The organism is Micromonospora sp. CNZ280, from assembly GCF_011759515.1.
On sequence record NZ_JAAOYP010000004.1, the window covers coordinates 408,880 to 432,932 of the forward strand.

Below are 24,053 nucleotides of genomic sequence, written 5' to 3' on the forward strand. Positions count from 1 at the left end.
CTCAGTCCGGGTGGTGCGTCAGAACGCCAGCCACGGGCCCCACAGCGGGATCCGCAGCTGGAGTCCGACGACGAAGATGAGCGTGCTGGCCACGGTCAGTCCGGCGGCCACGGCCAGCGCCGTGAGCAACCGCACCCGCCGGCTGGCCAGGGTGATCAGGAAGGCGGTCACCGCGGACGTCGGCACGAATCCGAGGCGCCGGACGCTGTAGCCGAAGAACACGACGGCGATCACGATGACGCCGACCGCGCGCCACGGGACCGACCCGAACGAGACCACCTCGCCGGCGACGAGCCCCTTGCCGACGATCGCCAGGCCCAGGGCGGCCAGGATCACGCCGACCAGCAGCGGGAAGTAGCCGGGGCCCATCCGCAGTGGGGTGCCCAGCTCGTAGCTGAGCGACCCCACCACGAACGCGCCGCCGATCACGACGAAGATTCCTCCGGCGAGGACGTCCGGAAAGGAGCGTCGGCGTTCCACCTCAGGAGGCCTCGACCCCGGCGTCGGCGATGATCTTCGCCCAGATGCCGAGCTGCTCCTGCAGGTGCGCCCGGTGCGCCTGCGGGGTCGCGTCCTCCGCCGTTACCGGCGCGGTGCCCAGCTTGGCCATCTGGTCGATCACCGCCTGGTCGGCCAGTGCCACCTTCAGCGCCTCGGACAGCTTGTCCACCACCTGCTGCGGCGTGTCGGCCGGGACGTAGAGGCCGTGCCAGACGCTGACCTGGAGCTGGGTCAGCCCCGCTTCGGTCGTGGTGGGCAGGTCGGGCAGGCTCTTCACCCGCTCCGGGGTGGTGACCGCGTACGCCTTGATCTCGCCCGCGGAGATCTGGCCGCTGGTGTTGGTCGTCTGGTCGCACATGAAGTCGACCTGGCCGCCGACGAGGTCGGTCAGCGCGGGGCCGGTCCCCTTGTACGGGACCTCCTGGAGCTTGACCCCGACGGCGTGCTGGAACAGCAGGCCGCACAGGTGGGACGCGGCGCCGACGCCGGCGTTGGCGAGGGTGACCTTGTCGGCGTTGGCCTTCACGTGGGTCACCAGGTCCGGCAGCGTCGCGGGCGGGAAGTCCTTGCGGGCGACGATGGTCATCGGCACCTCGGTGACCAGCCCGACCATCTCGAAGTCCTCGAGCGGCTGGTAGCCGAGGTTCTTGTAGAGGGCGGGCGCCGTGGACATGCCGATGTGGTGCATGAGCACGGTGTAGCCGTCGGGCTCGGCCCGCGCGACCTCGCCGGCGCCGACCGTGCCGCCCGCGCCCTCGACGTTCTGTACGACGATCTTGGCACCCAGCTTCGCGGCCATCGGCTCGGCGATCATGCGGGTGACGGTGTCCGTCGGGCCGCCGGCGCTGAACGGCACGACGAACGTGATGTTCTGCTCCGGGTAGTTCCCGGCGTCGCCTCCGCCGCCGCCACCATCGCCGGAGCAGGCGGCCAGCAGCGAAACGGCGCCGATCGCGGCGACCATCCGCGCGGCGGCCCGGTGCCTGGTCGTTGTCATGTCGGGGGCCTCCTCGTCAGCGCATACGCATCCGTCGGTGGATGCGCGGCCTCAGTCTCGGCGGGCGAGGACGCGGATGGTGTCAGAGAAATCCCAAGGAATGCGCGGGATGTCAGAGAAATCCCAAGAACCGGAGGGCTAACAGCGGGGTGCTCCGGGCCGTACAATTCGCCGACATGCGGATCACCGTCATCGAGGATGACGACCGCGTGGCGCGGGGTCTGGTGACCGTCCTGGCCCAGGCGGGCTTCGAGGTCCACCGCATCGCCACCGCCGCGGAGGCCGTGCGTGCCGCCCCGGCCGACGTGGTCCTCGTCGACCTGGGCCTGCCCGACGGCGACGGCCTCGAGGTGATCCGCAGGCTGCGCGACCGCCCGGAGACCGCCGTCATCGCGGTGACGGCGCGGTCGGAGGAGCACGAGCGGGTCCGCGGCCTGCGCGCCGGCGCCGACGACTACATCGTGAAGCCGTTCGGCATCCCGGAGCTGCTGGCCCGGATCGACGCCGTGCTGCGGCGCACCCGGGCGGCGCGGGCCCTGAGCCACCCGGCCGAGCCGCTGGTCGTCGGTCCGATGCGGATCGGCGTCGGCACCCGCGAGGTCACCGTGCACGGCACGCCCGTGACGCTGACCCGCAAGGAGTTCGAACTGCTCCTGCTGCTGGCACGGCGGGCGCCGAACGTGGTGAGCCGTGACGTCATCCTCGACCAGATCTGGGGCGCGACCTGGGAGTCCTCGAGTCGCACCCTGGACACCCACATCGCCGCGTTGCGGCACAAGCTCGGGTCGACCGTGGTCATCCGCACGGTCCACGGCGTCGGCTACCGGCTTCTGGCCGACCAGCCGGAGCTGATCGGCTGACCCGCCGTGCACCGTCGCCTGCTCGCCGTCCTGGTGCCGCTCGCGGTGCTGCTCGTCGCGGCGCTCGGGGTGCCGCTCAGCGTCACCGTGGCCGAGCGGGAGATGCAGGAGACCTACGTCGACCGGCTGGGCGACGTCGGCCGGTTCGCGTCGCTGGCCGAGACCGCGCTGTCGACCGGACGCACCGAGGCGCTGCACCAGGAACTGGCCCGCTACCGGACTGCGGCCCAGTGCTCCGGCCTTCCAGGCCGGGGGTGAAGGCCCGCGCTGGGAGGGCCGCCAAGGCCCGGGCGGTGCCTTTAGGCTCGCGCCCGCTCGCTCTGCTCGGCCAGGGGCACCGGCACGATGGCGGCGATCCGGCGACCGTTGCGGGTCACGTAGAAGGTCTTGCTCTGCACGGCGGCGTCGTTGAGGATCTCGGCCAGGTTCTTCCGCAGGTCGGCCACGCTGATCTCGTTCGTGTCGGTCATGGCGCACATCGTACATTGTCGTACACTGTAGTACGTGCAGCTCCGTTACAACTTCCGTGTGTACCCGACGCCGGGCCAGCAGACCGAGCTGGCGAAGGCGTTCGGGTGCGCGCGGGTGGTGTTCAACGACGGGCTGCGCGCCCGGCAGGACGCCCATGAGCAGGGCTTGCCGTACGTCTCGGACGCGGAGTTGTCCCGGCGGGTCATCACGGAGGCGAAGAAGACGCAAGCCCGCGCCTGGCTGGGCGAGGTCTCGGCGGTCGTCCTGCAACAGGCCCTCGCGGACCTGAACACCGCCTACCGGAACTTCTTCGCCTGCCTGTCTGGCAAGCGCACGGGCAGGCGGGTGGCCCCGCCGCGGTTCCGGTCCCGCAAGGACAACCGGCAGGCCATCCGGTTCACGAAGAACTCCCGGTTCAAGGTGCTCGGCAACGGCCGGCTGCGCCTGCCGAAGATCGGCGATCTGCGGGTGGTCTGGTCGCGCCGGCTCCCGTCCGCACCGACCTCGGTCACGATCATCCAGGACGCAGCCGGGCGGTACTTCGCGTCGTTCGTCGTGCAGACCACGAACACCCCGCTGCCCGAACTGGACACCGCGGTCGGCATCGACCTGGGCCTGACGCACTTCGCGGTGCTCTCGGACGGCACGAAGATCGCCGCGCCGAAGTTCCTGCGCCGGGCCGCCCGCAAGCTGAGGCGGCTGCAACAGGACTTGTCCCGCAAGCAGCGGGGCAGCCGGAACCGTAAGAAGGCCGTCGTGAAGGTCGCTCGGGCGCACGCCCGGGTAGCCGATACCCGGCGGGACTGGCAGCACAAGCTCTCGACGCAGGTCATCCGCGAGAACCAAGCGGTATACGTCGAGGACCTGTGCGTCGCCGGCCTCGGCCGGACCCGGCTGGCCAAGTCCGTCCACGACGCCGGCTGGGCGTCGTTCGTCGGCATGCTGGAGTACAAGGCTGCCCGGTACGGGCGCACCTTCGGCAGAGCAGACCGGTTCTTCCCCAGCACGAAGAGGTGCTCGGACTGCGGCCGGCTCAACGACAAGTTGGCGCTCAATGTCCGAGCGTGGGACTGCCCCTGCGGGTCGACCCACGACCGGGACGTCAACGCGGCAATGAACGTACTCGCGGCGGGACGCGCCGAGAGCCTAAACGACCGTGGAGCGCACATAAGACCGGCACGAGTGCCTGCAGCGCGCAACGAAGCGGTAATCCACCCAGGCGCAGCGTGTTCCGCGCGCAGCGCGGAGGGAATCGCCGTCCTTCAGGACGGGGAGATCGTCAACACCAGCTCTACGGCATCCGGGCCGCGGTGATCGACACCTCGGGCACGGTGCTGCTCGGGCCGGCCGGCGCGTACCAGGAGGCGGCGCGGGCCGAGCCGGCGTTGCCCCGGATCGTCACCGCGGCGCTGGCCGGCGCGAGGTCCGAACCGTCCGGGGAGCGGGCGCCGTGGGACGACTCCGCCCTGGTGGTGGCGGAGCCGGTGGGCCGGGACAGCGAGGTCGTCGGCGCCGTCGTGACGATCTCCGACCTGTCGCAGACGCGCGGCCACATCCTCGTGCGGTGGGCCCAGCTCGCCGCGCTCGGGCTGCTGCCGTTGATCGCGCTGGTGGCCGTCGCCTGGCCGGTGTCCGCGTGGGTGCTGCGGCCGGTGCGGGAACTGGACGCGGCGAGCGCGGATCTCGCGGGGCGACCTCACCATCCGGGCCGACGCCGAGGCCGGCCCGGTCGAGCTGCGGCGGCTGGCCGAGTCGTTCAACACCATGATGGACGCGGTGGAGAACGCCGTGCAGCGGCAGCGGGCGTTCGTGTCCGACGCGTCGCACCAGTTACGCAATCCGCTGACCAGCCTCCGGCTCGCGGTGGAGAGCCTGGAACCGCATCTGCGCCCGGCCGGCGACGGGCAGGGGCTGTACGACGTCGCCGTCGACGAGCTGAAGGCGATGCAGCGGATGTTGAACTCGCTGCAGGCCAGTGCGCGGATGGAGAGCATCCGGACGGCGTCGCCGGTCGACCTCGACGCGGTGCTGGCGACCCGGGTGAACCGGTGGCGGGCGTTGACCGCGACCGCGGGGCAGACCCTGGTGGTCGACGTGCCGCCCGGGCTGCGGTTGCAGGAGCCGCCGGGCGGGCTGGGCAGCGTCCTGGACGAGTTGATCAGCAACGCGTTGCGGCTGTCCGGCTCGCAGGTGGTGCAGGTGAGCGCCCAGGTCGTCCCCGGCGGCGCCGGCGCTGGCCCCGGCGACGCCGCCGCGGGCGTGGTCACGATCGCCGTCCGGGACGACGGCCAGGGGATCGACGTCGCCGAGCGGGCCCAGGCGCTGCGACGGTTCTGGCGGTCGCCGCGGCACCAGAACGTGTCCGGGACCGGCCTGGGTCTGGCGATCTGCGCCGACCTGGTCGGGGCGGCCGGGGGCGAGCTGCGACTGGAGGACGGCCTGCCGCGTCCGGACGGGTCCGGGCACGGATTCGCCGCGGTGGTCGCGTTGCCGGTCGCCGCGCCGACGGCGACCGCGGCCGACGCCGCATCGCCGGTCTAGGACTCCCCCGCCGGCGGGTCACCGTCCCCGGGTCAGCGCTTGCGGTCGCGGAACCAGGCGGCCGCGCCGGGATGCAGCGGGACCGACCCGGTGGAGATTCCGGTACGCACGTTGATCTGCCACGCCTCGGGAACGGCCTCGGCGTCGTCGCGGCCGGCGGAGGTGATCGTACGGGTGTGCGTGAAGATCGTGTCGGTGATGGCGTAGACCAGGTCGTCGGGCAGGTCGTTGCGGGCGAGGAGCACGTTCGGCACCGCGACGGTGCGGGTGGCCGGGACGCCGGCGTAGGCCGTCGCGGGGATCCTGGCCGGAGCGTACGGACCGGGGTACGCGGTGAACAGCGCGCCGGCCTGCGCGTCCAGCGGGATCAGCCGGATCGAATGCCGCTGCGCCAGCTCGGTGATGGCGGGGGTCGGCACGCCGGTCAGGGAGAACATCGCGTCGATCTGGCCGGCGCGCAGGGCCGCCGCCGATTCGGCCTGGCTGAGGTACCGGCCGTCGGCCCGCACCCGGGCGAGTTCCAGCACCCGCAGCGAGGTGAACTCGGTGCCCGAGTCGCGGGCGCCGAGGGATATCCGCCGGCCCGCGAGGTCTGCGAACTCGTCGATCGCGGAGGCGGCCAGGACCACGAGGTGCAGGTGGCTGTCGTAGAGCCGGCAGATCGCCGAGAGCCCGTCGGGGGCGCTGCCGTCGGTCGTGATCAGCGCGTCCAGGCTGGTCAGTCCGAGGTGCACGGCGCCGGCCCGCAGCATCCGGATGTTGTCGGTCGACGCCCCGCTCGGCACGGTGGTCACCGTGGCTCCCGGCACCTGCTCGGAGATGTGTGCGGCGATCGCACCGCCGATGCGCCGGTACACCGCCCCCGCCGGCCCGGTGGCCAGTCGCAGGTGGACCGGGTCGACCTCGGGCTGCCGGGAGCAACCGGCGAGCAGCCCGCCGGCGGCCAGCAGCACCGCCCGCCGGCTGAGCCGTACCGGCGTCAGCGCCATGCGGAGATGATACGGAGGGTCCCGCCCGTCCGATCTGGCGGACGGGCGGGACCCGGGTCGGCTACAGCTGGATGAGGTGGGTCAGGTTCACCGTCGAGATCGCCCCGGCCTGCACCTGGGCGACTGCGACCGGCTGGCCGACGACGCTGTCGGGCAGGTCGACCTGCACCAGATAGGCGCCGGGACGCAGGTGCACGAAGCCGAACCAGCCGTCCCCGTCGGTGGCTCGGGTGATCGGCGCACCGCCGGTGGTCAGCGGTCGCAGGGTGACGGTGGCCTGGTCCAGCGGCGCGCCGGTGCGCAGCGCGACGCGGCCGGAGACGTGCCCCTCGGCGGGGGTCGCCTTCCACGGCATCACCGGCACCGCCACCTGGTTGGCGAACGGTGCGTCCGGCCCGGTGGTCAGCGCCTGGGCCAGCTTGTCCCGCTCCGCGTTGCGGACGGCCAGCGGCTGGCCGACGCCGGCCCGGGTCGGGTTGGCGTACGAGTAGCCGCTCCAGCCGGCGGCGGTGTTGCCCGCCGCGGTGGGGGCGAGCGCCGTGCGTACCTGCTCGACGCTGTCGGGGATGTCGTTGAGGTACAGGGCCGGGCCGATCACCGCCTGCCGGTCGCCCTGCCAGTCGGCGAGCACCTCGGTCCACTCGTCGTACATCTGCTTCTGGTCGGGCATCCAGTTGCGCTTGTAGTTCATGGCCACGACCGTGTCCATGATCCCCTCGGCCAGCCAGCCCTTCCAGTCCTGCAGCACCTCGGCGTAGGGCCGGGTCCGCTCCCAGCCGCCCATGGTCTGCGGTCCGTAGCTGTAGGTGATGCCGTCCATCGACAGCCGCGCCCGCGGGTCCACCTCCCACATGCCGAGGTAGATCTTGCGGACCAGGTTGGTCATCTGGGTGCGCCGCCAGTCCGAGAACTGCGGGTCGGAGGGCAGCGGCGTGTCGGTGCGGCCGGTGGCGGCGCGGAAGCGGGCCAGCGAGGTCTCGCTGTAGCCCCAGTCGCTGTGCGTGGTGGTGGAGTTGAAGTCCGGGTAGCGCACGTAGTCGAGGTTGATGCCGTCGACGTCGTACTCGCGCACGAGGCTCTGGATCGCCGAGACGATGTAGTTGACAGCGGCGGGGTTGGCCGGGTCCATGTAGGCGTTGTTGCCCATGAGTTCCTGGCCGTCGTAGCGCTTGTTGAGCCAGCGGTCGGCGCCGGTGGCGGACCGGCCGTGCTTGTTGAAGACGTGCTCGGGCGAGGAGTGCGGGGTGGCCGAGTTCCACATCGTGTTGACGTTGACCCAGGCGTGCACCTCCATGCCCGCCGCGTGCCCCTGCGCGATCATCTCGTCGAGCGGGTCGTAGGGCAGTGGTGCGATCGCCGCGTCGGTACGCGGGTAGAGCGCCCGGTTGCAGAAGCAGTCGTAGCGGCGGGCGACCTGAACGATCAGCGCGTTGGCGTTGATCTTCTTGGCGTCCTGCACGAGCTTGGTGACCTGTGCGGGGGTGTAGATGCCCTCGTTGAACGCGTCGACCCAGTAGCTGCGCCACTGCTGGGTGGGTTCCGCGTCGGGTTCCGCCTTCGCGGCGGTGGCCATGCTGAGCGTCAGGAGGATGGCGGTTAGGACGGCTAGTGCTCGTTTTGTCACTGGACCCTCCACGTGCGGGAGTGCGCTGAAAGATATCTGCAAGTGATTGCAGTAGATGCGAAGGTAAGCTACGGCCCACGGCGGGGGCAAGGGCGGCTGCGATCTCGGCGGCAGCGTCCACGACCTCGGCGCTCGTAGCGGATCGACGGTTCAGCCGACGGGTCGGGCGCCCGGCCAGCCGTCACCGGTCGAAGCGGATCTCCACCCGACGGTTCCTCGCCCGGCCACCCGGGTTGTCCCTGCCGTCGACCGCGTTCGGCGCCACCGGCCGGGCCTCGCCGTATCCCGCGGTCTCGATCTGGATACCGGTGCCGGAGAGCACCCGCAGGATCTCCTCCCGGACCGCGTCGGCCCGTCGCCGCGACAGCGCCAGGTTCGCCGCGTCGCCGCCGATCGAGTCGGTGTGGCCGTCGACGTGCACGGTGCCCTTCGCCTGCGCGCGCAGCCGCTCGGCGAGTTCGGCCACCGTGCCCTTCGCCGCCGGGGAGAGCTCGGCGCTGCCGAAGGCGAACAGCACGTCCGCGGCGAGGGTGAGCTCGACCCGGCTGGTGGACTCCGCCTCGGTCAACCTGCCGTCCAGGTCCTCGACCCGGACGTAGATGTCCGAGGTCGGAGTGTCGATGTCGACGACCGGCGCGTTCACCCGGTCGCCCGGCCCCGGGGTCGGCCCCGGCACCACGGTGGCCTGCGGGGTCGGCGCCGGAGCACCGGCGAGCGCCGGCTCGGTCAGCAGCAGGCCGGTCGCCAGCGCCGCGGCGGCCAGCGCCGCCGGCCGGCTACCCGAGCGGAACATTCTCGAACACCGGCGCCCGGGGCACCACCACGTCGACGGCCGTCACGTCGTCCGGCGGTGCGCCGAACATCGCGTACAGGTTGACCGACTGCCCCGCCTCCATGAACACCGACGCCAGGCCGGACGAGGCGAGGTAGTTCGGCCGGCTGTTCTTCGCCTGGTCCGCGCCGGCGGTCCGCGCGACCAGGTACCGCTTCCGGTTCTTCCGGTCGACCAGCGTCACGCCGGAGAAGTCCAGTGAGATCGTCTCGCCCTGGAACGCGCTGCCGATCTGCCACCGCTTCCCGGAGCCGGCCGGGTCCGTCCGGGTCAGCCGCACGTTCACCGTGACGAAGCCGTTCCGCCGGTGCAGCTCGTACAACTCGATCTTCAGTGGCACGATGTCGCCGCCGTCGGCGACCTGGAACTCGCCGCTGGCGACCACCGCGCCCAACTCCGCCGGTCCGCCCGGGGAACTGAGCGTCGACCTCTCCTCGGCCCCGTCGGATGTGCCGAGGCTGTCGCACCCCGTCGCCAGGAGTACCACTGCCAGGGCGACCGCCCCGCGCCTGACCAGGTCACGTAGCCGCACGGATTTTCCTCGTTGTCCTCGTGGCGGGAGGCCGTGCCGTCCGGTGTGCACGACCGGACTTCGCGCGGCTTCCGCCGGAGTTCGACGCCAAACCCGTCACACGGTAGACCATCGCCACGTCCTGGGCAGCCTGGCGGAGCCTGAGCAAAACCCGGTGGCGGACCACGGTGACCGCTGCTAATTTGCCGGAGGCCGTGCGAGAGATCGAGGAGGTGGTACCCGTGAACGTATCGACGTGGGTGCTCCCCTCCGGGGTCACGGTCGGGCGATAGGTCGTCCGGGAGCGCCGTTCACGAGCACTCCCGAAAGGCACGACCATGCGATTCACTTCCGAACAGCGCCTCGACGACGGCCTCCTCGAACGCGGGTTCACCCTCGACGAGATCCCCGGCATCCTGTGGACGCCCGGGTCCGCATCCGCACCGGCCCCGTTGATCCTGCTCGGCCACCCCGGCGGACTACCCGGGATGTACCCCCGACTGGTGGCTCGGGCCCGGCACTGCGCGGCGGAGGGCTTCGCCGCGGCCACCATCGAGCTTCCCGGGGGCGGTGACCGACCCCGTTCCGCCGCCGCGGAGCAGGCCCGCGCCGATCTGCACCGGGCGCTGGAGGCCGGCGAGCCGGTCCGCGACGAGATCGTCGACCGGCTGGTCCTCCCGCTGGTCGAGAAGGCGGTCCCGGAATGGCGGGCCGCCCTGGACGCCCTCCTGTCGCTGCCCGAGATCGGCGGCCCGGTCGGGTACGCGGGCGGGGTGATCGCCATCGGCGTCCGGCTGGCGGTGGTCGAGCCGCGCATCTCGGCCGCCCTGCTGTTCGCCGGGAGTTTCGTGCCCCGCACCATGTTCGAGGAGGCCCGGCAGGTCACCATTCCGTTGCTGGTCCTGCTGCAGTGGGACGACGAAGGAAACGACCGGCAGCTGGCCCTGGACCTGTTCGACGCCTTCGGGTCCAGGGAGAAGACGCTGCACGCCAACATGGGCGGGCACACCGGCGTCCCGCGGTTCGAGGGGGACGACGGGAACCGGTTCTTCGCCCGGCACCTGAAGTGAGGCCGGGCCCTCCGGCCGACAGCTGATGGAACCCCTGGGCAACGACCTGATCCGCCAGCTCACCGAGGCGTTCTGGCAGGTGCAGGCGATCGTGGCCCCCACCCTGCGCACCGACCCGGAGGACCGGATGATCACCGCCCAGCGGCACCGGGCGATCGTCGACGCGATCACCGCCGGCGACCCGGCGGCCCTGCGGGCCGCCATCGCCGACCACTACGCACCCGGCCGCGCGAGCCTGGCACGCGCCGTCCAGTCCTGATCGGTCCGACCAACTCGCCGGCGGGGAAACACACCGCTACCGGACCTCTCCCCGTACGCGAGGCGGCGCGCCCGGCCAGGCCGGGCGCGCCGTCAGGTCAGGCGGTCAGATGATGTTGTGGAAAGCGCCCCAGCCGTGGCCGATCTGCCGGGCGTCCGGGCTGCTGTACGGCACGCCGTTGTCGCGCTCGATGTTGTTCGGGTACAACCACAGCGTCCCGTCGGTCTTGCGGGCAACGAGGTCGGTGTAGCCGTCGCCGGTGACGTCGGCGCCGACGATGTGGTTGAAGCCGCCCCAGCCGCTGCCGATCTGGCTGGCGCTGCCGTACGGCACGCCGTCGTCGCGGACGAAGTTGTTCGGGTAGAGCCACAGCGTCCCGTCGGTCTTGCGGGCCACCAGGTCGGTGAAGCCGTCACCGGTGACGTCGGCGTTCACGACGTGGTTGAAGGTGCCCCAGCCGCTGCCGATCTGCCGGGAACTGCCGTAGGGCACGCCGTCGTCGCGGACGAAGTTGTTCGCGTACAGCAGCATGGTGCCGTCGGTCTTGGCGGCGACCAGGTCCGCGAACGAGTCGCCCGTGACGCTGTGCCCGACGTTCCGCTCGTCGACCGGCGTTCCGCTGCCCACACCCGCGGGTGACACGTACCCGTCGATGTCGATGTTGGTGCGCGAGTAGCTGGCCCGGCTGACCTTGCTGGAGTAGTTGTTCGAGTTGCCCTGGTTGCCGCCGATCGTGTTGACCTGGGTGCTGGTGGCACTGGTGACGATGGCGACGTGGTCGATCGGGTGGCCGTCGCCGGAGGCGTGGTCCCAGTCGAACACGATGGCGTCGCCGGGCTGCGGCACGTACCCGCTGGAGCGGGAGTGGTAGAGCCCGCGCCCGATCCCGTACGTCTTGAACGACTGCGCCCACGAGTCGAGGCCGCTCACGTAGGAGACGCCGGCGGTGCGCCACACCCAGCGGGCGAACTCGGCACACCATTCGATGCCGCAGTTGTTGTATTGACGTTCTCCCCGCCCTAACTTGGTCTTTAACCTGCGGGGCGGTGGCATCGACCCCGGCTGATCATGGGGACAGCCCTTGATCGATCATTCCTCTTGTCTAGGGAAGAAGATCAAGAACCAAGGGCTGTCTGGTGATCAGTGTGCACGATGCTGGGATGACCGACGAGGTCGGGCGGCTGGTCGCGTTCCGGCGTGAGGTCCACTGCTGTCTGACCGCTCGTGGGGATGCGTTGTTCGAGCTGGCGGACGCGTTGTTGTGCGCGGGCGCGCCGGTGCGGTCTCTGGTGGAGTTGTCGCTGGTGGGTGAGCACCGGCGCGGTCACGGCTCGTTGTACGCGGCGTTGAACCGGGGCCGGATCGACATCGAGCGGCTGCGGACCGCGGTGGCGGCGGTGCCGCTGCCGCGGGCCGCGGACGGGCGGATCGTCCTGGCGGTGGATGTGACCTGCTGGCTGCGGCCGGAGGCGCACACCTGCCCGGAGCGGGTGCTGTGCCACACCTACGGGCGCGGCAAGGACACCCACATCGGGGTTCCGGGTTGGCCGTACTCGTTCGTCACCGCACTGGAGACCGGGCGCACCTCGTGGACCGCGCCGTTGGACGCTCGGCGGCTGGCGCCCGGCGATGACGCTGCCACGGTCACCGCCGGTCAGTTGCGGGACGTGGTGCAACGGCTGATCGCTGCCGGACAGTGGCAGCCTGGTGATCCGGACATGTGGATCGTCGCGGACGCCGGCTACGACGGGCCCCGGCTGGCGTTCCTGCTGGCCGACCTGCCGATTCAGGTTCTGGTGCGGATGCGTTCCGACCGGGTGCTGCGCCGGCCCGCGCCACCCCGGCTGCCCGGCACCACCGGCCGCCCGCCCCGCCATGGCGGCGAGTTCATCTTCGGCGACCCGGCCAGCTGGGGCGACCCGGATGTCGCCACGACCACCGACACCCGTCTCTACGGCACCGCGACCGCGCGGGCCTGGCACCGGCTGCACCCCAGGCTGACCCACCGCACCGCCTGGATCAGCCAGCACGGCCCGCTGCCGATCATCGAGGGCACCGTGATCCTGCTTCAGGTCGACCGGCTGCCATCAGGAGCTACCGCGAAACCGGTCTGGCTCTGGTGGTCCCAGCCAGCCGCCACTGACGCCGAGGTTGACCTGCTCTGGCAGGTGTTCCTGCGCCGCTTCGACATCGAGCACACCTTCCGCATGCTCAAACAGACACTCGGCTGGACCAGCCCGAAACTGCGTGACCCGCACGCCGCCGACCGCTGGACCTGGCTCGTGTTGGCCGCCTACACCCAGCTACGCCTCGCCCGAGGCGCCGTCGCCGACCTGCGCCGGCCCTGGGAACGCCCCGCACCACCCGAACGGCTCACCCCCGCCCGCGTCCGCCGCGCGTTTCGGCACCTGCACAGCAAAGCGGGCAGTCCCGCCTGCGCACCGAAACCTTCCCGGCCAGGGCCCGGCCGACCACCCGGACTACGCAACCGCCACCCGGCCGCCCGCCACGACGTCTACATCGTCACTGCCGCCACCAGCACAAAACCGAAAGGTGGCACGAAGAAAACGAAGACTTCGAATAACCCGAGGCCACGCCGAACGGGTTAAAGATCAAGCTAGGTCTGCCGATCGGTCGCTGATTCAGGAGCCCCAGCGCAGCGAGGCCTTCCGATAGTCCTTTTGGGAAGGAACTGCTGGCGCAGCTGTTCGTCGAGGCGAGCAACAAGGGGGCCACAACGGCGAGGCCGTTCCTGGGAGCCGGCTCGTCGAGGTTATCCAGGAGAAGCCGATCCTCGGCTGCTACGACAGCAGCGAGTGGACGCTACTACTGGCGCTGGAACCGCCGATGGTGGATGCCATCCTCGACGTGCTCGCCGAGCGCAGCCCCCGGCTCGCGGAGATTTGGAGGCTGCCCGCCATCCCAAATCACCCGCCGGCCTCGCCAGGAAGCCTGGCTGAAGCAGTGGGAGAAAGATCGCGAAGCGGCATAGCAGCGTTACACTTGCCGAGCTCTGCCGACCCGCAACTGCTCTGAATCGGGATACGCACCACGCCCAGCACGGCATGGCCGGGGGTCGCTTCGCTCCGCGATACCGTCACGTCGGAACGAACCAGACCGCGACGTCCGGCGGTAGCAGGAGCGTTCCATCCGCTGGCTGGACCGGTGCGCTCGCCAGTAGCACTCGGCCGACGCCGGTCAGCGGTGCCGCCCGGTCGCTGGGGTTAAGGGCGCAGCCGAGCCGGTCACCGCGCTGGAACGCCACTATGTCCGGCACGGCGTCCCACCAGGTCAGCTCATCGGCGGCGATGTCGTTGCCCAGCTCCCGGCGCATCCGAATCGCCGCTCGGTAGAGCGACAGGGTGGAGGCTTGATCGACCGTCTGCCGCTGCACGCTCCAGGTCCCCCAGTTGTCGGGCTGCGGCAGCCACGGCGGGGCGGCGCCATCCGGCGAAAAGCCGTTCGTTTCGCCGTCCACTGTCCACGGTATCGGCACCCGGGAGCCGTCGCGCCCGCGCACGGTCCGTCCTGAGCGTTCCCAGATCGGGTCGCGCAGGGCCTCGTCGGGGAGATCCACCTGGGGCAGCCCCAGTTCCTCCCCTTGGTAGATGTAGACGGCACCGGGGAGCGCCAGCATCAGCAGGGCGGCGGCCCGGGCCCGGCGCAACCCCCGTTCTCCCCCGCCGTAGCGGGTGACGGTCCTGGTTGCGTCGTGGCTGTTCAGCACCCAGGCCGGCCGGGCGCCGACCCGGAGGTACGCCTCGAGCGTCTGCCGGATGGTGTTCCGTAGCGTCGGGGCGGACCAGTCGCATTCCAGCAGTTCGAAGGTGAATGCCTGGTGCAGCTCGTCGCAGCGGACGTACCGGGCGTGCCGGTCGGCGTCGAAGAGGCAGACTTCTCCGATCAGCGCCCGCTCGCCCGGCATCGCGTCGACCATGGTCCGCCACTGCCGGTACAGCTCGTGCACGGGCGTCTGGTCGAAGAAGGGCATCAGGTGGTTGCGACGGAAGTCGGTGTGCTGTCCGGGGCCGGCGTCGACCAGGTCGGGGTGCTTGAACAGGGCGTGCGCCATGTCGATGCGCAGCCCGTCCACACCCCGGTCGAGCCACCATCGGATGATCTTTTGGAACTCCGCCGGCACCTCCGGGTTGTCCCAGTTCAGGTCGGGCTGCTCGGGGCTGAACAGGTGCAGGTACCACTCGTCGGGCCCGCCGTGTGGGCTCGGCACTCGCCGCCAGGCGCTCCCGCCGAACGCCGACTGCCAGTCGTTGGGTGGCCGGTCCGGGTCGTGGTCATCGACTGGGCGGAAGATGTACCGGCGGCGGGCAGCGCTGTGCGGTGGTGCGGCGAGGGCCGCCCGGAACCAGGGGTGCTGCTCCGAGGTGTGGTTGGGCACCATGTCGCAGACGACCCGCAGGCCGAGCCGGTGCGCTTCGGCGATGAGCGCGTCGAAGTCGGCGAGGGTGCCGAAGATCGGGTCGACGTTGCGATGATCGGCGACGTCGTATCCGCCGTCGGCCATCGGTGACGGGTAGAACGGGGTCAGCCAGACGGCGTCCACGCCGAGGGAGACCAGGTGTGGCAGGCGGGCGGTGACCCCGGGGAGGTCACCGATCCCGTCCCCATTGGAGTCGGCGAAGCTGCGGACGTACACCTGGTAGCAGACCCCGTCGCGCCACCACGGCTCCCCCGGCGCGGACCCGGTCACCGGCGGACCAGTGTGAAGCCGCCGGGCAGCACAGTCACGTTCAGCGTGACCGTGCTGCAGGTGTTCCGCGAGCGGAGCACGCCCGCCGCGTCGTACACCTCGACGGTGGCCGCTCCGGTGCCGCCAAGGCTGACCTCCGCGGTCAGCGCGGTCCGGGCGGCGCTGCGCAACAGCGTCGTGCTCCGCCCGTCGCCGGACAGGGTGAGCCGGGAGACCAGCGGCTCCAGCACGACCGCATCGAGGGTCGCCGGCTCCCCGGCCGTCGCCTCGGCGGTCAATTCAGTGGCGTGGGCGGCGAGTTCGCGGGGCAGGGTGACCGGGAGCAGCGCGCCCGGCGCCGGGGAGTTGCCCTGGGCGCCGACCCGGGCGTGGTCGACCTCGCCGAGCGGTCCGGCGTCGCTGCGCCAGACGGTGCGGGCTGGCGCGCCGGGGCGCAGGTCCACCACGGGGAGCACCAGCCGGGGCTGGTCGGCCGGCGGGAGCTGCCAGCGCAGCCCGGCACCGGCGGGCAGGTCGACGTACGCTGCGCTGATCAGCGATTCACCGGTCCATGCGGACGGTGGGGTGATCACGGTCGCGCCGCCCGAGCGGGTGGCGTCCTCGGCTTCCAGGGTCACCGCGCCGACCCGTTCGACGATCTCCGTCCGGCGGGCGAGGGCGGCCAGTTCGGGCCGGGCGTCAAGGGCGAGCATGCTGAGCAGCGTGTGGATGGTGGACTCGGCACCGGAGTTCCGGTTGACCTGCCCGTCGCCGTTGATGCCATCGATGGCCCGGCCGGTGTCCGGGTCGTAGCCGGGCGTCCCGGCGGGGTTCGCGCCGAAGTACCAGGTGGCGGTGACGGCGGCGAGCTGCGCGAATCCGGAACGTCCGCTGGTGTCGGCGACGGCGAGCAACGACTGCACCCGGGAGTCGACGCCGTAGGCGATCTGGGTCCGGTCGGTCCGGGTGGGCAGCCGGCCGTTGTCCGGGCCGCCGGAGGTGAGCAGCCAGGGGGTGAAGACGGCCGAGTCGGTGATGGCCGGGTCGAGCAGAGTCCGGTCGCCGAGTGCGTGCGCGGCCCGGGCGAGCGCGGCCGGCATCTGGGCGCCCCAGCCGTGCCAGACCGAGCGGGACAGCGCCCAAGGGCGTACCGCGCCGAACGGCCATTCCCGCACGTCGCCGTCGGTGAGGGCGGCGATGCCCCGGGCGAGTTGGCGCAGCGCCTGGCGGGCGGTGGTGCCGCCGCCGGCCTCGACGTAGGCGGCCAGACCGATGACCGCTTCGGCGGTGGCGTCCCCGCCGTCGACGATTAGCCAGGCCGGGGTGCGTTCCCCGTCGATGATCTGCCACCGGTTGTAGCGGACGAGCACCTGGCGGTGGACGGCGGCGATCGCCAGGTCGAGGCGGTCGCGCAGGAAGCCGGCGAAGTCCGGGTCGGTGTCGCGGAACGCGGCGTACCCTTCGCCGAGCGCCCAGATGGTCCGGGCCAGCCAGTACGAGGCGTCGCTGTCGGACGGGTCGGGTAGTTCCTTCGGCTCGGCGCTGGGGTTGAGCGTGCCGTCCGGCTGCATCCAGAGCACGACGTTGCCGGCGTGCGGACCGTCGGCGGTCTGCAGGTAGGTCAGGCCGCGCAGGAGCTGATACGCGGCGTCCCGGCTGGTGGTGGTCCCGGTCTGTCGCCAGTGCCGCAGGTAGACCACTGCGGCCCGGGAGATGTCGTCGGCGTTGTAGGCGCCCTGCCCCCAGGTGTCGGTCTCCGGGTCGTAGGCGCCGCCGCCGACGCGGCGGAACTCGCCGTCCGGGCCGGGTTCGGCGTAGGTCCAGAGCACCCCGATCCCGGGAGCGTCGGCGAGCCGGTAGGTGGTGTGTCCCTGCTGGTCCGGCGGCGTGACGTCCTGTCGGAGGAAGTCCAGGTGGGCGAGGTTGGTCAGCGGCCCGATCTTCGCCGCCGTGCCCTGCACGGCGGCGGGGGCGGCTCCGGCCGGGCCGGGGGTCGTCAGCAGTGGGGTGGTGAGGGCGAGGCCGCCCAGCAGCAGGGATCGGCGTTTCACGGGGGTCTCCTCGGTCAGGACGGGTGAGCGGTGGTGGGGCAAGCCGTGAGTTGCTCCGACGACCGCCGTAGGTGGACGGTGCGTTCCTCGCGGGCGGCACGGCGGGCCGCGGCGGCGACGGTGACCGCCGTCGCGCCCTCGGTGACTCCGGCGACGGGTCGGTCGCCGGTACGGACGCAGCGCACCAGGTCGTGCATGGCGGCGCGCACGCTCTCGGCGTAGACGTACGGTTTGGCGGCCTCGCCGCCGAGGTCGACGGTGATCCGGCAGTGGTGCGGCAGCCGGCGCTCGTGGCCGCGCTCCCGGGCGTGTGCCGGACCGGCGTGCCGGCGCACCGCCACCTCGACGGCGGCCCGGTCAGCCAACCGGTGCCCGTCGACGGCGAGCAGGTCCCCGGCCCGAACCGGCAGGGTCTCGACGAGCGCGGCTCCGGCGTCGTCGGTCCAGATGTCGATGGCGGCGTGCACGGGAATCCAGCCGGTCACCCGGGCCTCGGCGGTGCCGAAGTCGATCCGCAGCAGTTGCCGCTCACAGCGGTGGGCGTGGCTGAAGCCGTGCGCGAAGGTTGCCACCGCGCCGTCCGGGTACCGGGTGGTGGCGACCGCCAGGTCGATCAGGTCGCTGTCGGGGCGGTGGCTGAGCATGCCCTGCACGGACTGAGGGGGCGAGCCGACCAGGGCGTCGGCCGCGTCGAAGAAGTGCACGCCGTGCTCGACGAAGATCCCGCCGCTGACCCGCTCGTCCCAGAACCAGTGCTCCGGGCCGAGGTCCTCGTCGCTGGCGTCGTTGTCGAAGGCGAGCCGCCGGACCGGACCAAGCAGCGGGTCTGCCGGGGCACCGGGCGGCGTGCCGAATCGTGGGTCACGTAGTCGGGCCAGCGCCCGTAGCACGGGGTTGTAGCGCAGTACGTGGTCGACGACCAGGACGCGACCGGTGGCGGCGACCGCGTCCCGAATGGCGATGGCGTCGTCCTCGTCGGTGGCGAGGGGTTTCTCGCAGAAGACATGCCGACCGGCGCGCAGCGCCGCGAGGGTGGTCTCCGCGTGGCCGGCCGGCGGGGTGGCGACCACCACCGCGTCCACGTCGTCGGCCGTGACCAGCGCCTGCCAGTCCGGCACCGCCTGGGCGGCCAGGGTTTTGGCCAGCCGCCCGGCCCGGTCGGTGTCCGGGTCGGTGACCACGGTCACCGTCACGTCCGGTAGGTCACGGAGGGCGCCGGTGAGGAAGGTGGCGAAGCCGCCGGCCCCGACGACGCCGAGGCGCAGCGCGGCGGGGCCCGTCACGGTACCCACCCCGCCGCCGCAGCCGACCTGGTCGTGGACACCGGCCCGGTCACCAGGGCCGGCTGCGCCGTCGGCGGCTCACCGGACACGGTCCAGCCGGGCGACGCCGATCTTGGCGTCGGCCATCCCGTAGAAGACATACCGGACCCCGTCGATCTCCTCGATTGCGGTCGGGAAGACCACGTTGGGCACGGTGCCGGAGCGCTCGTCCTCGGTCTCAGGCACCAGGATCGGCTCGGCGGTGCGGGCCAGCACCCGCCCCGGATCGGCAGGGTCGAGCAGCATCGCTCCGGCCGCATACTCGACCTTCTGCGTGCTGGGGTCGAAGGTGTCGGGGATGTGGCCGGTCACACCGTGGTGGATGAGCAGCCAGCCCTCCTCCACCCGAACCGGTGGCGGGCCGGCGCCGATCTTCAACTCCTCGTAGGGAAACTCGGACAGGGCGACGCACCGGTGGTTGCGGAGCCGGACCAGGGCGCTGATGTCGGAGTGCACCTCCTCGGCGGGGACGTAGGAGATCCAGATGCCGGGCCGTTCGTCGGTGATCCCGGCCGGCAGGTGCACCCCCTCACCGGGGCGGAACCAGCCCAGGTCCCACATCGGTCGGTGCAGCATCGCGTAGCAGGCGCGGCCGTCCGGTCCGGGCACCGGCTCGGGGAAGAAGACCGCGTCCTTGTTTGGGAAGAGGTTGAGGTCGGTGTCCAGATCCGGCTGGTACGCGAACTGCACCGGACCGAGCCGGCGCCAGGTGCGCAGGTCGGTGGAGACGGCCAGGGCCAGACGCGGGCCGAGTGGCCCGTAGGCGACGTACGTCATCAGGTGCGCGCCCAGACCCGGCACCCAGGTGGTGCGCGGGTCCTCGACCCCGGCGTTGTTCAGCCCACGCTCCCACCCCTCGTCGGGGGCGAGCACGACACCGCGCCGGATCACCCCGGCCGGCACCCCGTCGCGGAACTCGACCTCGGCGAGCCCGACCCGGGAGACGTTCCCGTCGGCGACCAGCCGGGGCAGCAGGTGCACCTTGCCGTCCGGGGTACGCCCGCTGGCCGGGTTGAGCACCCCCTCGACCTCCAGCGGCTCCCCCGCTTCGGGCGCCATGACCACGCCCAGCCGGGTGAGGGTGTACGGGACGACGGTGGAAACAGTCAACGATTTAACCCTTTACGCCAGATCCGATGTTGGTGGAGGTGAAATGCCGCTGGAAGGCGACGAAGAGCGCCACGGCCGGGGCGGCGAGCACGCAGGCGCCGGCGAGGATCGCGCCGTACGGGTTGGCGGCCCGCGCGGCGACGTTGCTCAGGTAGTTGGCGAGCGAGACCGCCAGCGGCTGCATGTCGGTCTGCTTGGTGATCAGGAACGGCCAGAGGAACTCGTTCCACGGGCCGATGAAGGTCAGCAGCACCACGGTGAGCAGTGCCGGACGGACCAGGGGCAGCGCGACCGACCAGAGGATGCGCGGTTCATTTGCGCCATCCACCCGAGCGGCGGCGAAGAGGTCGGCCGGTAGTTGCAGGAAGAACTGCCGGAAGACGAAGACCGCCGTGGTGTTGATCGCGAACGGCAGGATCATGCCGAGGTAGGAGTCGGCCAGCCCGTACCCGCGCACGATCAGTACGTAGAGCGGGATCAGCAGGAGCTGAAACGGCACCACCTGGACCAGCAGGACCAGGCCGAAGAGCGTGCCCCGGCCCCGGAAGCTGAGCTGCGCCAGCGCGTAGCCGGCGAGGACGCCGAAGACGACCGTGCCGAGGATGACCCCGCCGGTGAAGATCCCGGAGTTGACCAGAGACCGCAGCAGGTTGATCTCGGCGTCGATTTCCCGGTAGTTGTCCAGGGTGAGGCCGCCGGTAGGGAACGCCCCGGCTGGAGAGGTGTCCGGTTCGGCCTGCAACGACCCGATGAGCATGTAGTAGAACGGGAAGAGGAAGGCGAGCGCGAAGGCGACCAGCGCCGCGGTGCGCAGCACCCGCCGCACGGTGCCGGGGCGACGGCGGGCCACAGGCGCCGTGCCAGGTGCGGCTGCGGTTTCGGGTACGCCGAGGGTGCCGGTCGACATATCAGCTCCTCTCCAACAGTCGACGGTTGATCATCGAGACGGTGACGACGCCGATGACGAGCAGCACGCCGATCGCCGCCGCCACGTCCGGGGCGCCCTGCTCGATGCCGCGCTGGTACATCAGCAGCACCGGAGATGTGGATGCGCCGTTCGGGCCGCCGCCTCCGGTGAGCAGGTAGGGCTCGGTGAAGAGGTTCGCGCCGGTGATGGTCGCCAGGATCACCACCAGGGTGGTGGCCGGGCGGACCGCCGGTACGGTCACCGAGCGGAACCGCTGCCAGGCGGTCGCCCCGTCCACCGCCGCCGACTCGTACAGCTCCTTCGGGACGTTCTGCAACGCGGCGAGGTAGAGCAGGATGAAGAAGCCGAGCTGCTTCCAGGCCACGAAGACCGCGATGAGCGGCATCGCGAGCGTCTCGTTGACCAGCCAGGACGGGTCCGGGGCGAGCGGGCCGAGGACCGTGTTGACCAGGCCGTCCGAGCTGAACAGGAAGAGCCAGACCCCGACCACGGCGACGCTGGCGGTCACGTACGGCACGTAGTAGGCGACCCGCAGGAAGGTGCGCCCCCGGATGGCCCGGTTGAGCGCCACGGCGAGGGTGAGCGCCAGCACGGCGGTGAGCGGCACGTTGATCAGCAGGAAGACCAGAATGTTGCCGAATGCCTCTCGGACCCCCGGGTCGCCGATCACCGCCCGGTAGTTCTCCAGCCCGACGAAGGGGCGCTCGACCTGGGCTCCCGGCGCGGCGAAGAAGTAGTCGTGGAAGCTCATCCAGACGGCGAACCCGAAGGGGTAGGCGAAGACCAGCACGATGAACGCGGCGTAGGGCGCGATCAAGGCCAGCCCGACCGGGTGACGGCCGAGCAGGGCCGTCACCGGTCGGCGGCCGGGGTGCCGGTTCGTACCCCGGGTGAGGCGGATGGTCATCGCTGGCCGGCGAGCTCGTCGACCTTCTGCGCGGCGTCGCCGAACGCGTCGGCGACCGGCCGCTTGCCGAAGATCACCGACTCGGAGTACGCGTCCCGGAACGTCTGCCAGATGGTGATGGAGTTGGGCACGTTCGGTACCTCGACGGTGCGCCCGGCCTGGTCGGCGAAGACGCGGTAGGCGGGCTTCTGGGTAAAGAAGTCCGGGTAGGTGGCGGTCAGGTCGGTCCGCAGTGGCATCTGGCCGGTTGCCTTCAGCAGCGCGCCGTCCTGCTCCTGGCTGGTGGCGAACTTCAGCACCTCCCAGGCGGTGCCTCGGTTCTTGCAGGAGGAGTACATGGCGACGTTCTTGGCGTCGCTGAAGGTCTTCGTCTCGGCGGCGGGCTTGCCGACGGAGGTGGGGACCGGCTTCAGACCCCACTTGATCTTGTCGCCGTATACGGGGATCGCCCACGGGCCGACGATCGCCATGGCGGCCTTGCCCTCGCCGAAGGCGTCACCGTTGTACTGCTCCTTCGGAGCCAGACCCTCGGCGTAGAGGGTCTTCCAGAAGTCGGCGACCCGCTGCCCCTCGGCCGAGTTGAACTGCGCCTTGCCGTCCTGGACGAGCTGCTTCCCGCCGGACTCGGCGACGAAAAGCGGGTAGAAGTCGAACCAGGACTGGAAGAACTGGCTGGCCGGCGAGGGGTAGATGGCCGCCTGCGCGGCGCCTGAGGACTTGATCTTCCGAGCGGTGTCGAGGAACTCCGCGTACGTGCCGAGCGGTGGGTTCTCCGCGTCGACACCGGCCTTCTGCATGACCGTTTTGTTGTAGACGATCATGACCGGGTTGGCCTTCCAGGGCATCTGGTAGTACTTGCCGTCCGGCGACTTGTACTGCTCGGCGACCGAACCGGTCCGCTGTTCGATGTAGCCCTTGGCGCCCTCGAAGTCGTCCAGCGCGACCAGCCCGCCCTGCTTCTGAAACTGCGGCACGGCGGCCGGCGCGGTGTTGAAGATCAGGCAGGGGGCGTTGCCGGCGGTGATCGCGGCGCCGATGACCTCCTCGGAGGACTTGCCGGCCGGGATCTCCTGGGCGGTGACCTTCTGGTCGGCGTGCTGACTGTTCCACGCCTCGACCATCGCCGTTCCCCAGGCCAGCTCCTCCTTGTTATTGGACAACCAGACGGTGATCGGCCCCTTGGCCGACGAGTTGGCCCCAGCGTCGGAGCCGCCGTCACCGCAGGCTGCGGTGAGGCCGAGAGAGAGGACGAGCAATGCGGCGGGGACGGTTCGCCTCATGATGGGTCTCCGATCTCGACTGCCGTGACCGGCCGGCCGGCCAGTCACGGCGATTGGTGTGGTGTGGGTGGTGGGGCGGTGGAGGCGCGGACGACGAGCTGGGCGGGAGGCATCTCGACGTCGCCGCCGCCATCGCCGTCGATGAGGTCGAGCAGGGTGCGGGCGGCGACGCCACCCCACCCGGACGGATCGGTCCGGACGCTGGTCAGCGCCGGGCTGATGTGGGCGGCCAGTTCGGTGTCGTCGAAGCCGGTGACCGAAAGCCGGCCCGGGACGTCTAGGCCACGGTCCCGGGCCACGGCCATGCCGGCCATTGCCATCACGTCGTTGGCGTAGATGATCGCGGTCGGCGGATCGGCCAGATCGAGCAGTTGATGGGTTGCCTGGGCTCCACCGGCAGCCGAGAAGTCGGCGGGCACGCAGGGCCCGGGCGGCAATCCGGCGGCCCGCAGCGCGTTCTCCCAGGCGTTGCGTCGGGCCGTCCCATGCAGGAAGTGATCCGGGCCTGCGACGTGCGCGACGTGCCGGTGCCCCATCTCCACCAGATGGCGTACCGCGGCGGTGATCCCCCGTCGATCGTCGACGAGCACCGCCGGGAACGGGCTGGCCACGTCGGGACGGCCGAGGGTGACGGCAGGCAGCCGCAGCTCCTCCAGCAGGGCGATCCGGGGATCGGCGATCCGCAGGTCGAGGAGGAACACCCCGTCCACCCGGCCATCGGCGGCCAGCCGCCGGTAGCCTTCCTCCTCCGCCCGCTGGCTGGTGACGACCTGCAGGACCAGCGCCTGGTTCCGCTCGGCGAGGACCCGTTCCACACCGGCGATGAAGGCGGGGAAGAACGGATCGGCGCCGAGCAGCTCCGGCGGGCGGGCAAGGACCAGGCCGACGGCGAACGCCCGGGAGGTGGACAGGGCCCGGGCGCGGTGGCTCGGGGTCCAGCCCAGCGCCTTCGCCGTCGCCAGGATCCGCTGGCGGGTCTCCTCGGCCACCCCGGGCCGGCCGTTGAGGGCGAAGGAAACCGCTCCCTTGGAGACCCCGGCGGCACGGGCGACATCGGTGATCGTCGGTCGACCTTGTCTGACCAACTGTCGGCCTCCTTCCCCATACTGCGGA

24 protein-coding genes and 1 pseudogene are annotated in these 24,053 nt (G+C 71.2%); 8 read left to right on the forward strand and 17 right to left on the reverse strand.

The window, feature by feature from the left end:
- Positions 1-18 precede the first annotated feature (18 nt).
- Positions 19-480 carry a tripartite tricarboxylate transporter TctB family protein gene (locus FHX32_RS29025; RefSeq protein WP_167190267.1) on the reverse strand — a complete coding sequence of 154 codons (462 nt, stop codon included), beginning with the start codon at positions 478-480 and terminating at the stop codon, positions 19-21.
- A gap of 1 nt (position 481) precedes the next feature.
- Positions 482-1,498, reverse strand: a complete 1,017-nt coding sequence (locus tag FHX32_RS29030; protein ID WP_208419466.1) for a tripartite tricarboxylate transporter substrate-binding protein — start codon at positions 1,496-1,498, stop codon at positions 482-484.
- A 176-nt stretch (positions 1,499-1,674) separates the two neighbouring features.
- Here FHX32_RS29030 and FHX32_RS29035 point away from each other — a divergent pair, with 176 nt between their 5' ends.
- Entirely contained in the window at positions 1,675-2,358 is a 684-nt protein-coding gene (locus tag FHX32_RS29035) for a response regulator transcription factor (RefSeq protein ID WP_167190270.1), read from the forward strand.
- Between the two features lie 6 nt (positions 2,359-2,364).
- Positions 2,365-2,616: a hypothetical protein gene (locus FHX32_RS29040; RefSeq protein WP_208419467.1), complete on the forward strand. Its 252-nt coding sequence runs from the start codon at positions 2,365-2,367 to the stop codon at positions 2,614-2,616.
- 41 nt (positions 2,617-2,657) lie between these two features.
- On the opposite strand, the gene FHX32_RS29045 is transcribed toward FHX32_RS29040, so the two are convergent.
- Positions 2,658-2,828 (reverse strand): type II toxin-antitoxin system Phd/YefM family antitoxin, encoded by a 171-nt coding sequence (locus FHX32_RS29045; protein WP_486481390.1) that lies wholly within the window; start codon positions 2,826-2,828, stop codon positions 2,658-2,660.
- Between the two features lie 34 nt (positions 2,829-2,862).
- Between FHX32_RS29045 and FHX32_RS29050 the strand changes: the two genes are divergently transcribed.
- Positions 2,863-4,143: an RNA-guided endonuclease InsQ/TnpB family protein gene (locus FHX32_RS29050; protein ID WP_167190276.1), complete on the forward strand. Its 1,281-nt coding sequence runs from the start codon at positions 2,863-2,865 to the stop codon at positions 4,141-4,143.
- On the opposite strand, the gene FHX32_RS29055 is transcribed toward FHX32_RS29050, so the two are convergent.
- On the reverse strand, positions 4,121-4,384 hold the full coding sequence (locus FHX32_RS29055; RefSeq protein WP_167190278.1) for a hypothetical protein: 264 nt from the start codon (positions 4,382-4,384) through the stop codon (positions 4,121-4,123). The genes FHX32_RS29050 and FHX32_RS29055 overlap by 23 nt on opposite strands.
- Positions 4,385-4,509: 125 nt before the next feature.
- On the opposite strand from FHX32_RS29055, the pseudogene FHX32_RS34685 reads away from it, so the two are divergent.
- Both FHX32_RS34685 and FHX32_RS29060 read left to right on the forward strand, forming a co-directional pair.
- Positions 4,510-4,599: pseudogene (locus FHX32_RS34685) on the forward strand (HAMP domain-containing protein); the annotation flags it as partial.
- A gap of 6 nt (positions 4,600-4,605) precedes the next feature.
- Positions 4,606-5,370: a sensor histidine kinase gene (locus FHX32_RS29060; RefSeq protein WP_167190280.1), complete on the forward strand. Its 765-nt coding sequence runs from the start codon at positions 4,606-4,608 to the stop codon at positions 5,368-5,370.
- Positions 5,371-5,402: 32 nt separating this feature from the next.
- Here the strand turns inward: FHX32_RS29060 and FHX32_RS29065 are convergent, their stop codons facing one another.
- The 4 genes from FHX32_RS29065 to FHX32_RS29080 form a co-directional block, all read right to left on the reverse strand.
- Positions 5,403-6,359, reverse strand: coding sequence for a TAXI family TRAP transporter solute-binding subunit (locus FHX32_RS29065; protein ID WP_167190282.1), 957 nt, complete (start codon positions 6,357-6,359; stop codon positions 5,403-5,405).
- 61 nt (positions 6,360-6,420) lie between these two features.
- Entirely contained in the window at positions 6,421-7,932 is a 1,512-nt protein-coding gene (locus FHX32_RS29070) for a family 10 glycosylhydrolase (RefSeq protein WP_167190284.1), read from the reverse strand.
- Positions 7,933-8,164: 232 nt separating this feature from the next.
- Positions 8,165-8,776 carry an OmpA family protein gene (locus tag FHX32_RS29075; protein ID WP_167190286.1) on the reverse strand — a complete coding sequence of 204 codons (612 nt, stop codon included), beginning with the start codon at positions 8,774-8,776 and terminating at the stop codon, positions 8,165-8,167.
- On the reverse strand, positions 8,760-9,347 hold the full coding sequence (locus FHX32_RS29080; RefSeq protein WP_167190288.1) for a hypothetical protein: 588 nt from the start codon (positions 9,345-9,347) through the stop codon (positions 8,760-8,762). Before FHX32_RS29080 ends, FHX32_RS29075 begins: the two co-directional genes overlap by 17 nt.
- A gap of 317 nt (positions 9,348-9,664) precedes the next feature.
- Here FHX32_RS29080 and FHX32_RS29085 point away from each other — a divergent pair, with 317 nt between their 5' ends.
- Entirely contained in the window at positions 9,665-10,396 is a 732-nt protein-coding gene (locus FHX32_RS29085; protein WP_167190290.1) for an alpha/beta hydrolase family protein, read from the forward strand.
- A gap of 25 nt (positions 10,397-10,421) precedes the next feature.
- Positions 10,422-10,655, forward strand: a complete 234-nt coding sequence (locus tag FHX32_RS29090) for an FCD domain-containing protein (protein WP_167190293.1) — start codon at positions 10,422-10,424, stop codon at positions 10,653-10,655.
- Between the two features lie 105 nt (positions 10,656-10,760).
- Here the strand turns inward: FHX32_RS29090 and FHX32_RS29095 are convergent, their stop codons facing one another.
- Entirely contained in the window at positions 10,761-11,708 is a 948-nt protein-coding gene (locus tag FHX32_RS29095; RefSeq protein ID WP_167190296.1) for a CHAP domain-containing protein, read from the reverse strand.
- 83 nt (positions 11,709-11,791) lie between these two features.
- Between FHX32_RS29095 and FHX32_RS29100 the strand changes: the two genes are divergently transcribed.
- Positions 11,792-13,264, forward strand: a complete 1,473-nt coding sequence (locus tag FHX32_RS29100) for an NF041680 family putative transposase (RefSeq protein WP_167190299.1) — start codon at positions 11,792-11,794, stop codon at positions 13,262-13,264.
- Positions 13,265-13,752: 488 nt separating this feature from the next.
- On the opposite strand, the gene FHX32_RS29105 is transcribed toward FHX32_RS29100, so the two are convergent.
- The 8 genes from FHX32_RS29105 to FHX32_RS29140 all read right to left on the reverse strand — a co-directional run bounded on the left by FHX32_RS29105 (position 13,753) and on the right by FHX32_RS29140 (position 24,025).
- Positions 13,753-15,363, reverse strand: a complete 1,611-nt coding sequence (locus FHX32_RS29105; RefSeq protein ID WP_167190302.1) for a glycoside hydrolase family 13 protein — start codon at positions 15,361-15,363, stop codon at positions 13,753-13,755.
- Positions 15,360-17,393 (reverse strand): hypothetical protein, encoded by a 2,034-nt coding sequence (locus FHX32_RS29110; protein WP_167190305.1) that lies wholly within the window; start codon positions 17,391-17,393, stop codon positions 15,360-15,362. Before FHX32_RS29110 ends, FHX32_RS29105 begins: the two co-directional genes overlap by 4 nt.
- 14 nt (positions 17,394-17,407) lie before the next feature.
- Complete coding sequence (locus FHX32_RS29115) at positions 17,408-18,676, reverse strand: Gfo/Idh/MocA family protein (protein ID WP_208419469.1); 1,269 nt, start codon at positions 18,674-18,676, stop codon at positions 17,408-17,410.
- 78 nt (positions 18,677-18,754) lie between these two features.
- Complete coding sequence (locus FHX32_RS29120) at positions 18,755-19,825, reverse strand: glycoside hydrolase family 130 protein (protein ID WP_167190308.1); 1,071 nt, start codon at positions 19,823-19,825, stop codon at positions 18,755-18,757.
- 4 nt (positions 19,826-19,829) lie between these two features.
- Entirely contained in the window at positions 19,830-20,642 is an 813-nt protein-coding gene (locus FHX32_RS29125) for a carbohydrate ABC transporter permease (protein ID WP_208419470.1), read from the reverse strand.
- A 91-nt stretch (positions 20,643-20,733) separates the two neighbouring features.
- On the reverse strand, positions 20,734-21,660 hold the full coding sequence (locus tag FHX32_RS29130) for a carbohydrate ABC transporter permease (protein ID WP_167190314.1): 927 nt from the start codon (positions 21,658-21,660) through the stop codon (positions 20,734-20,736).
- Positions 21,657-22,940 carry an extracellular solute-binding protein gene (locus FHX32_RS29135; protein ID WP_167190317.1) on the reverse strand — a complete coding sequence of 428 codons (1,284 nt, stop codon included), beginning with the start codon at positions 22,938-22,940 and terminating at the stop codon, positions 21,657-21,659. The genes FHX32_RS29130 and FHX32_RS29135 overlap by 4 nt, the downstream gene beginning before the upstream one ends.
- 44 nt (positions 22,941-22,984) lie before the next feature.
- Positions 22,985-24,025, reverse strand: coding sequence for a LacI family DNA-binding transcriptional regulator (locus tag FHX32_RS29140; RefSeq protein ID WP_167190320.1), 1,041 nt, complete (start codon positions 24,023-24,025; stop codon positions 22,985-22,987).
- Positions 24,026-24,053 lie beyond the last annotated feature (28 nt).

Bases quoted from the DNA above. Each gene is read 5' to 3' on its own strand.
- FHX32_RS29030 (WP_208419466.1), bottom strand. From the start codon at position 1,498: ATGACAACGACCAGGCACCGGGCCGCCGCGCGGATGGTCGCCGCGATC.
- FHX32_RS29035 (WP_167190270.1), top strand. From the start codon at position 1,675: ATGCGGATCACCGTCATCGAGGATGACGACCGCGTGGCGCGGGGTCTG.
- FHX32_RS29045 (WP_486481390.1), bottom strand. From the start codon at position 2,828: ATGACCGACACGAACGAGATCAGCGTGGCCGACCTGCGGAAGAACCTG.
- FHX32_RS29055 (WP_167190278.1), bottom strand. From the start codon at position 4,384: ATGTGGCCGCGCGTCTGCGACAGGTCGGAGATCGTCACGACGGCGCCG.
- FHX32_RS29065 (WP_167190282.1), bottom strand. From the start codon at position 6,359: ATGGCGCTGACGCCGGTACGGCTCAGCCGGCGGGCGGTGCTGCTGGCC.
- FHX32_RS29070 (WP_167190284.1), bottom strand. From the start codon at position 7,932: ATGGCCACCGCCGCGAAGGCGGAACCCGACGCGGAACCCACCCAGCAG.
- FHX32_RS29075 (WP_167190286.1), bottom strand. From the start codon at position 8,776: ATGTTCCGCTCGGGTAGCCGGCCGGCGGCGCTGGCCGCCGCGGCGCTG.
- FHX32_RS29085 (WP_167190290.1), top strand. From the start codon at position 9,665: ATGCGATTCACTTCCGAACAGCGCCTCGACGACGGCCTCCTCGAACGC.
- FHX32_RS29090 (WP_167190293.1), top strand. From the start codon at position 10,422: ATGGAACCCCTGGGCAACGACCTGATCCGCCAGCTCACCGAGGCGTTC.
- FHX32_RS29095 (WP_167190296.1), bottom strand. From the start codon at position 11,708: ATGCCACCGCCCCGCAGGTTAAAGACCAAGTTAGGGCGGGGAGAACGT.
- FHX32_RS29130 (WP_167190314.1), bottom strand. From the start codon at position 21,660: ATGACCATCCGCCTCACCCGGGGTACGAACCGGCACCCCGGCCGCCGA.
- FHX32_RS29135 (WP_167190317.1), bottom strand. From the start codon at position 22,940: ATGAGGCGAACCGTCCCCGCCGCATTGCTCGTCCTCTCTCTCGGCCTC.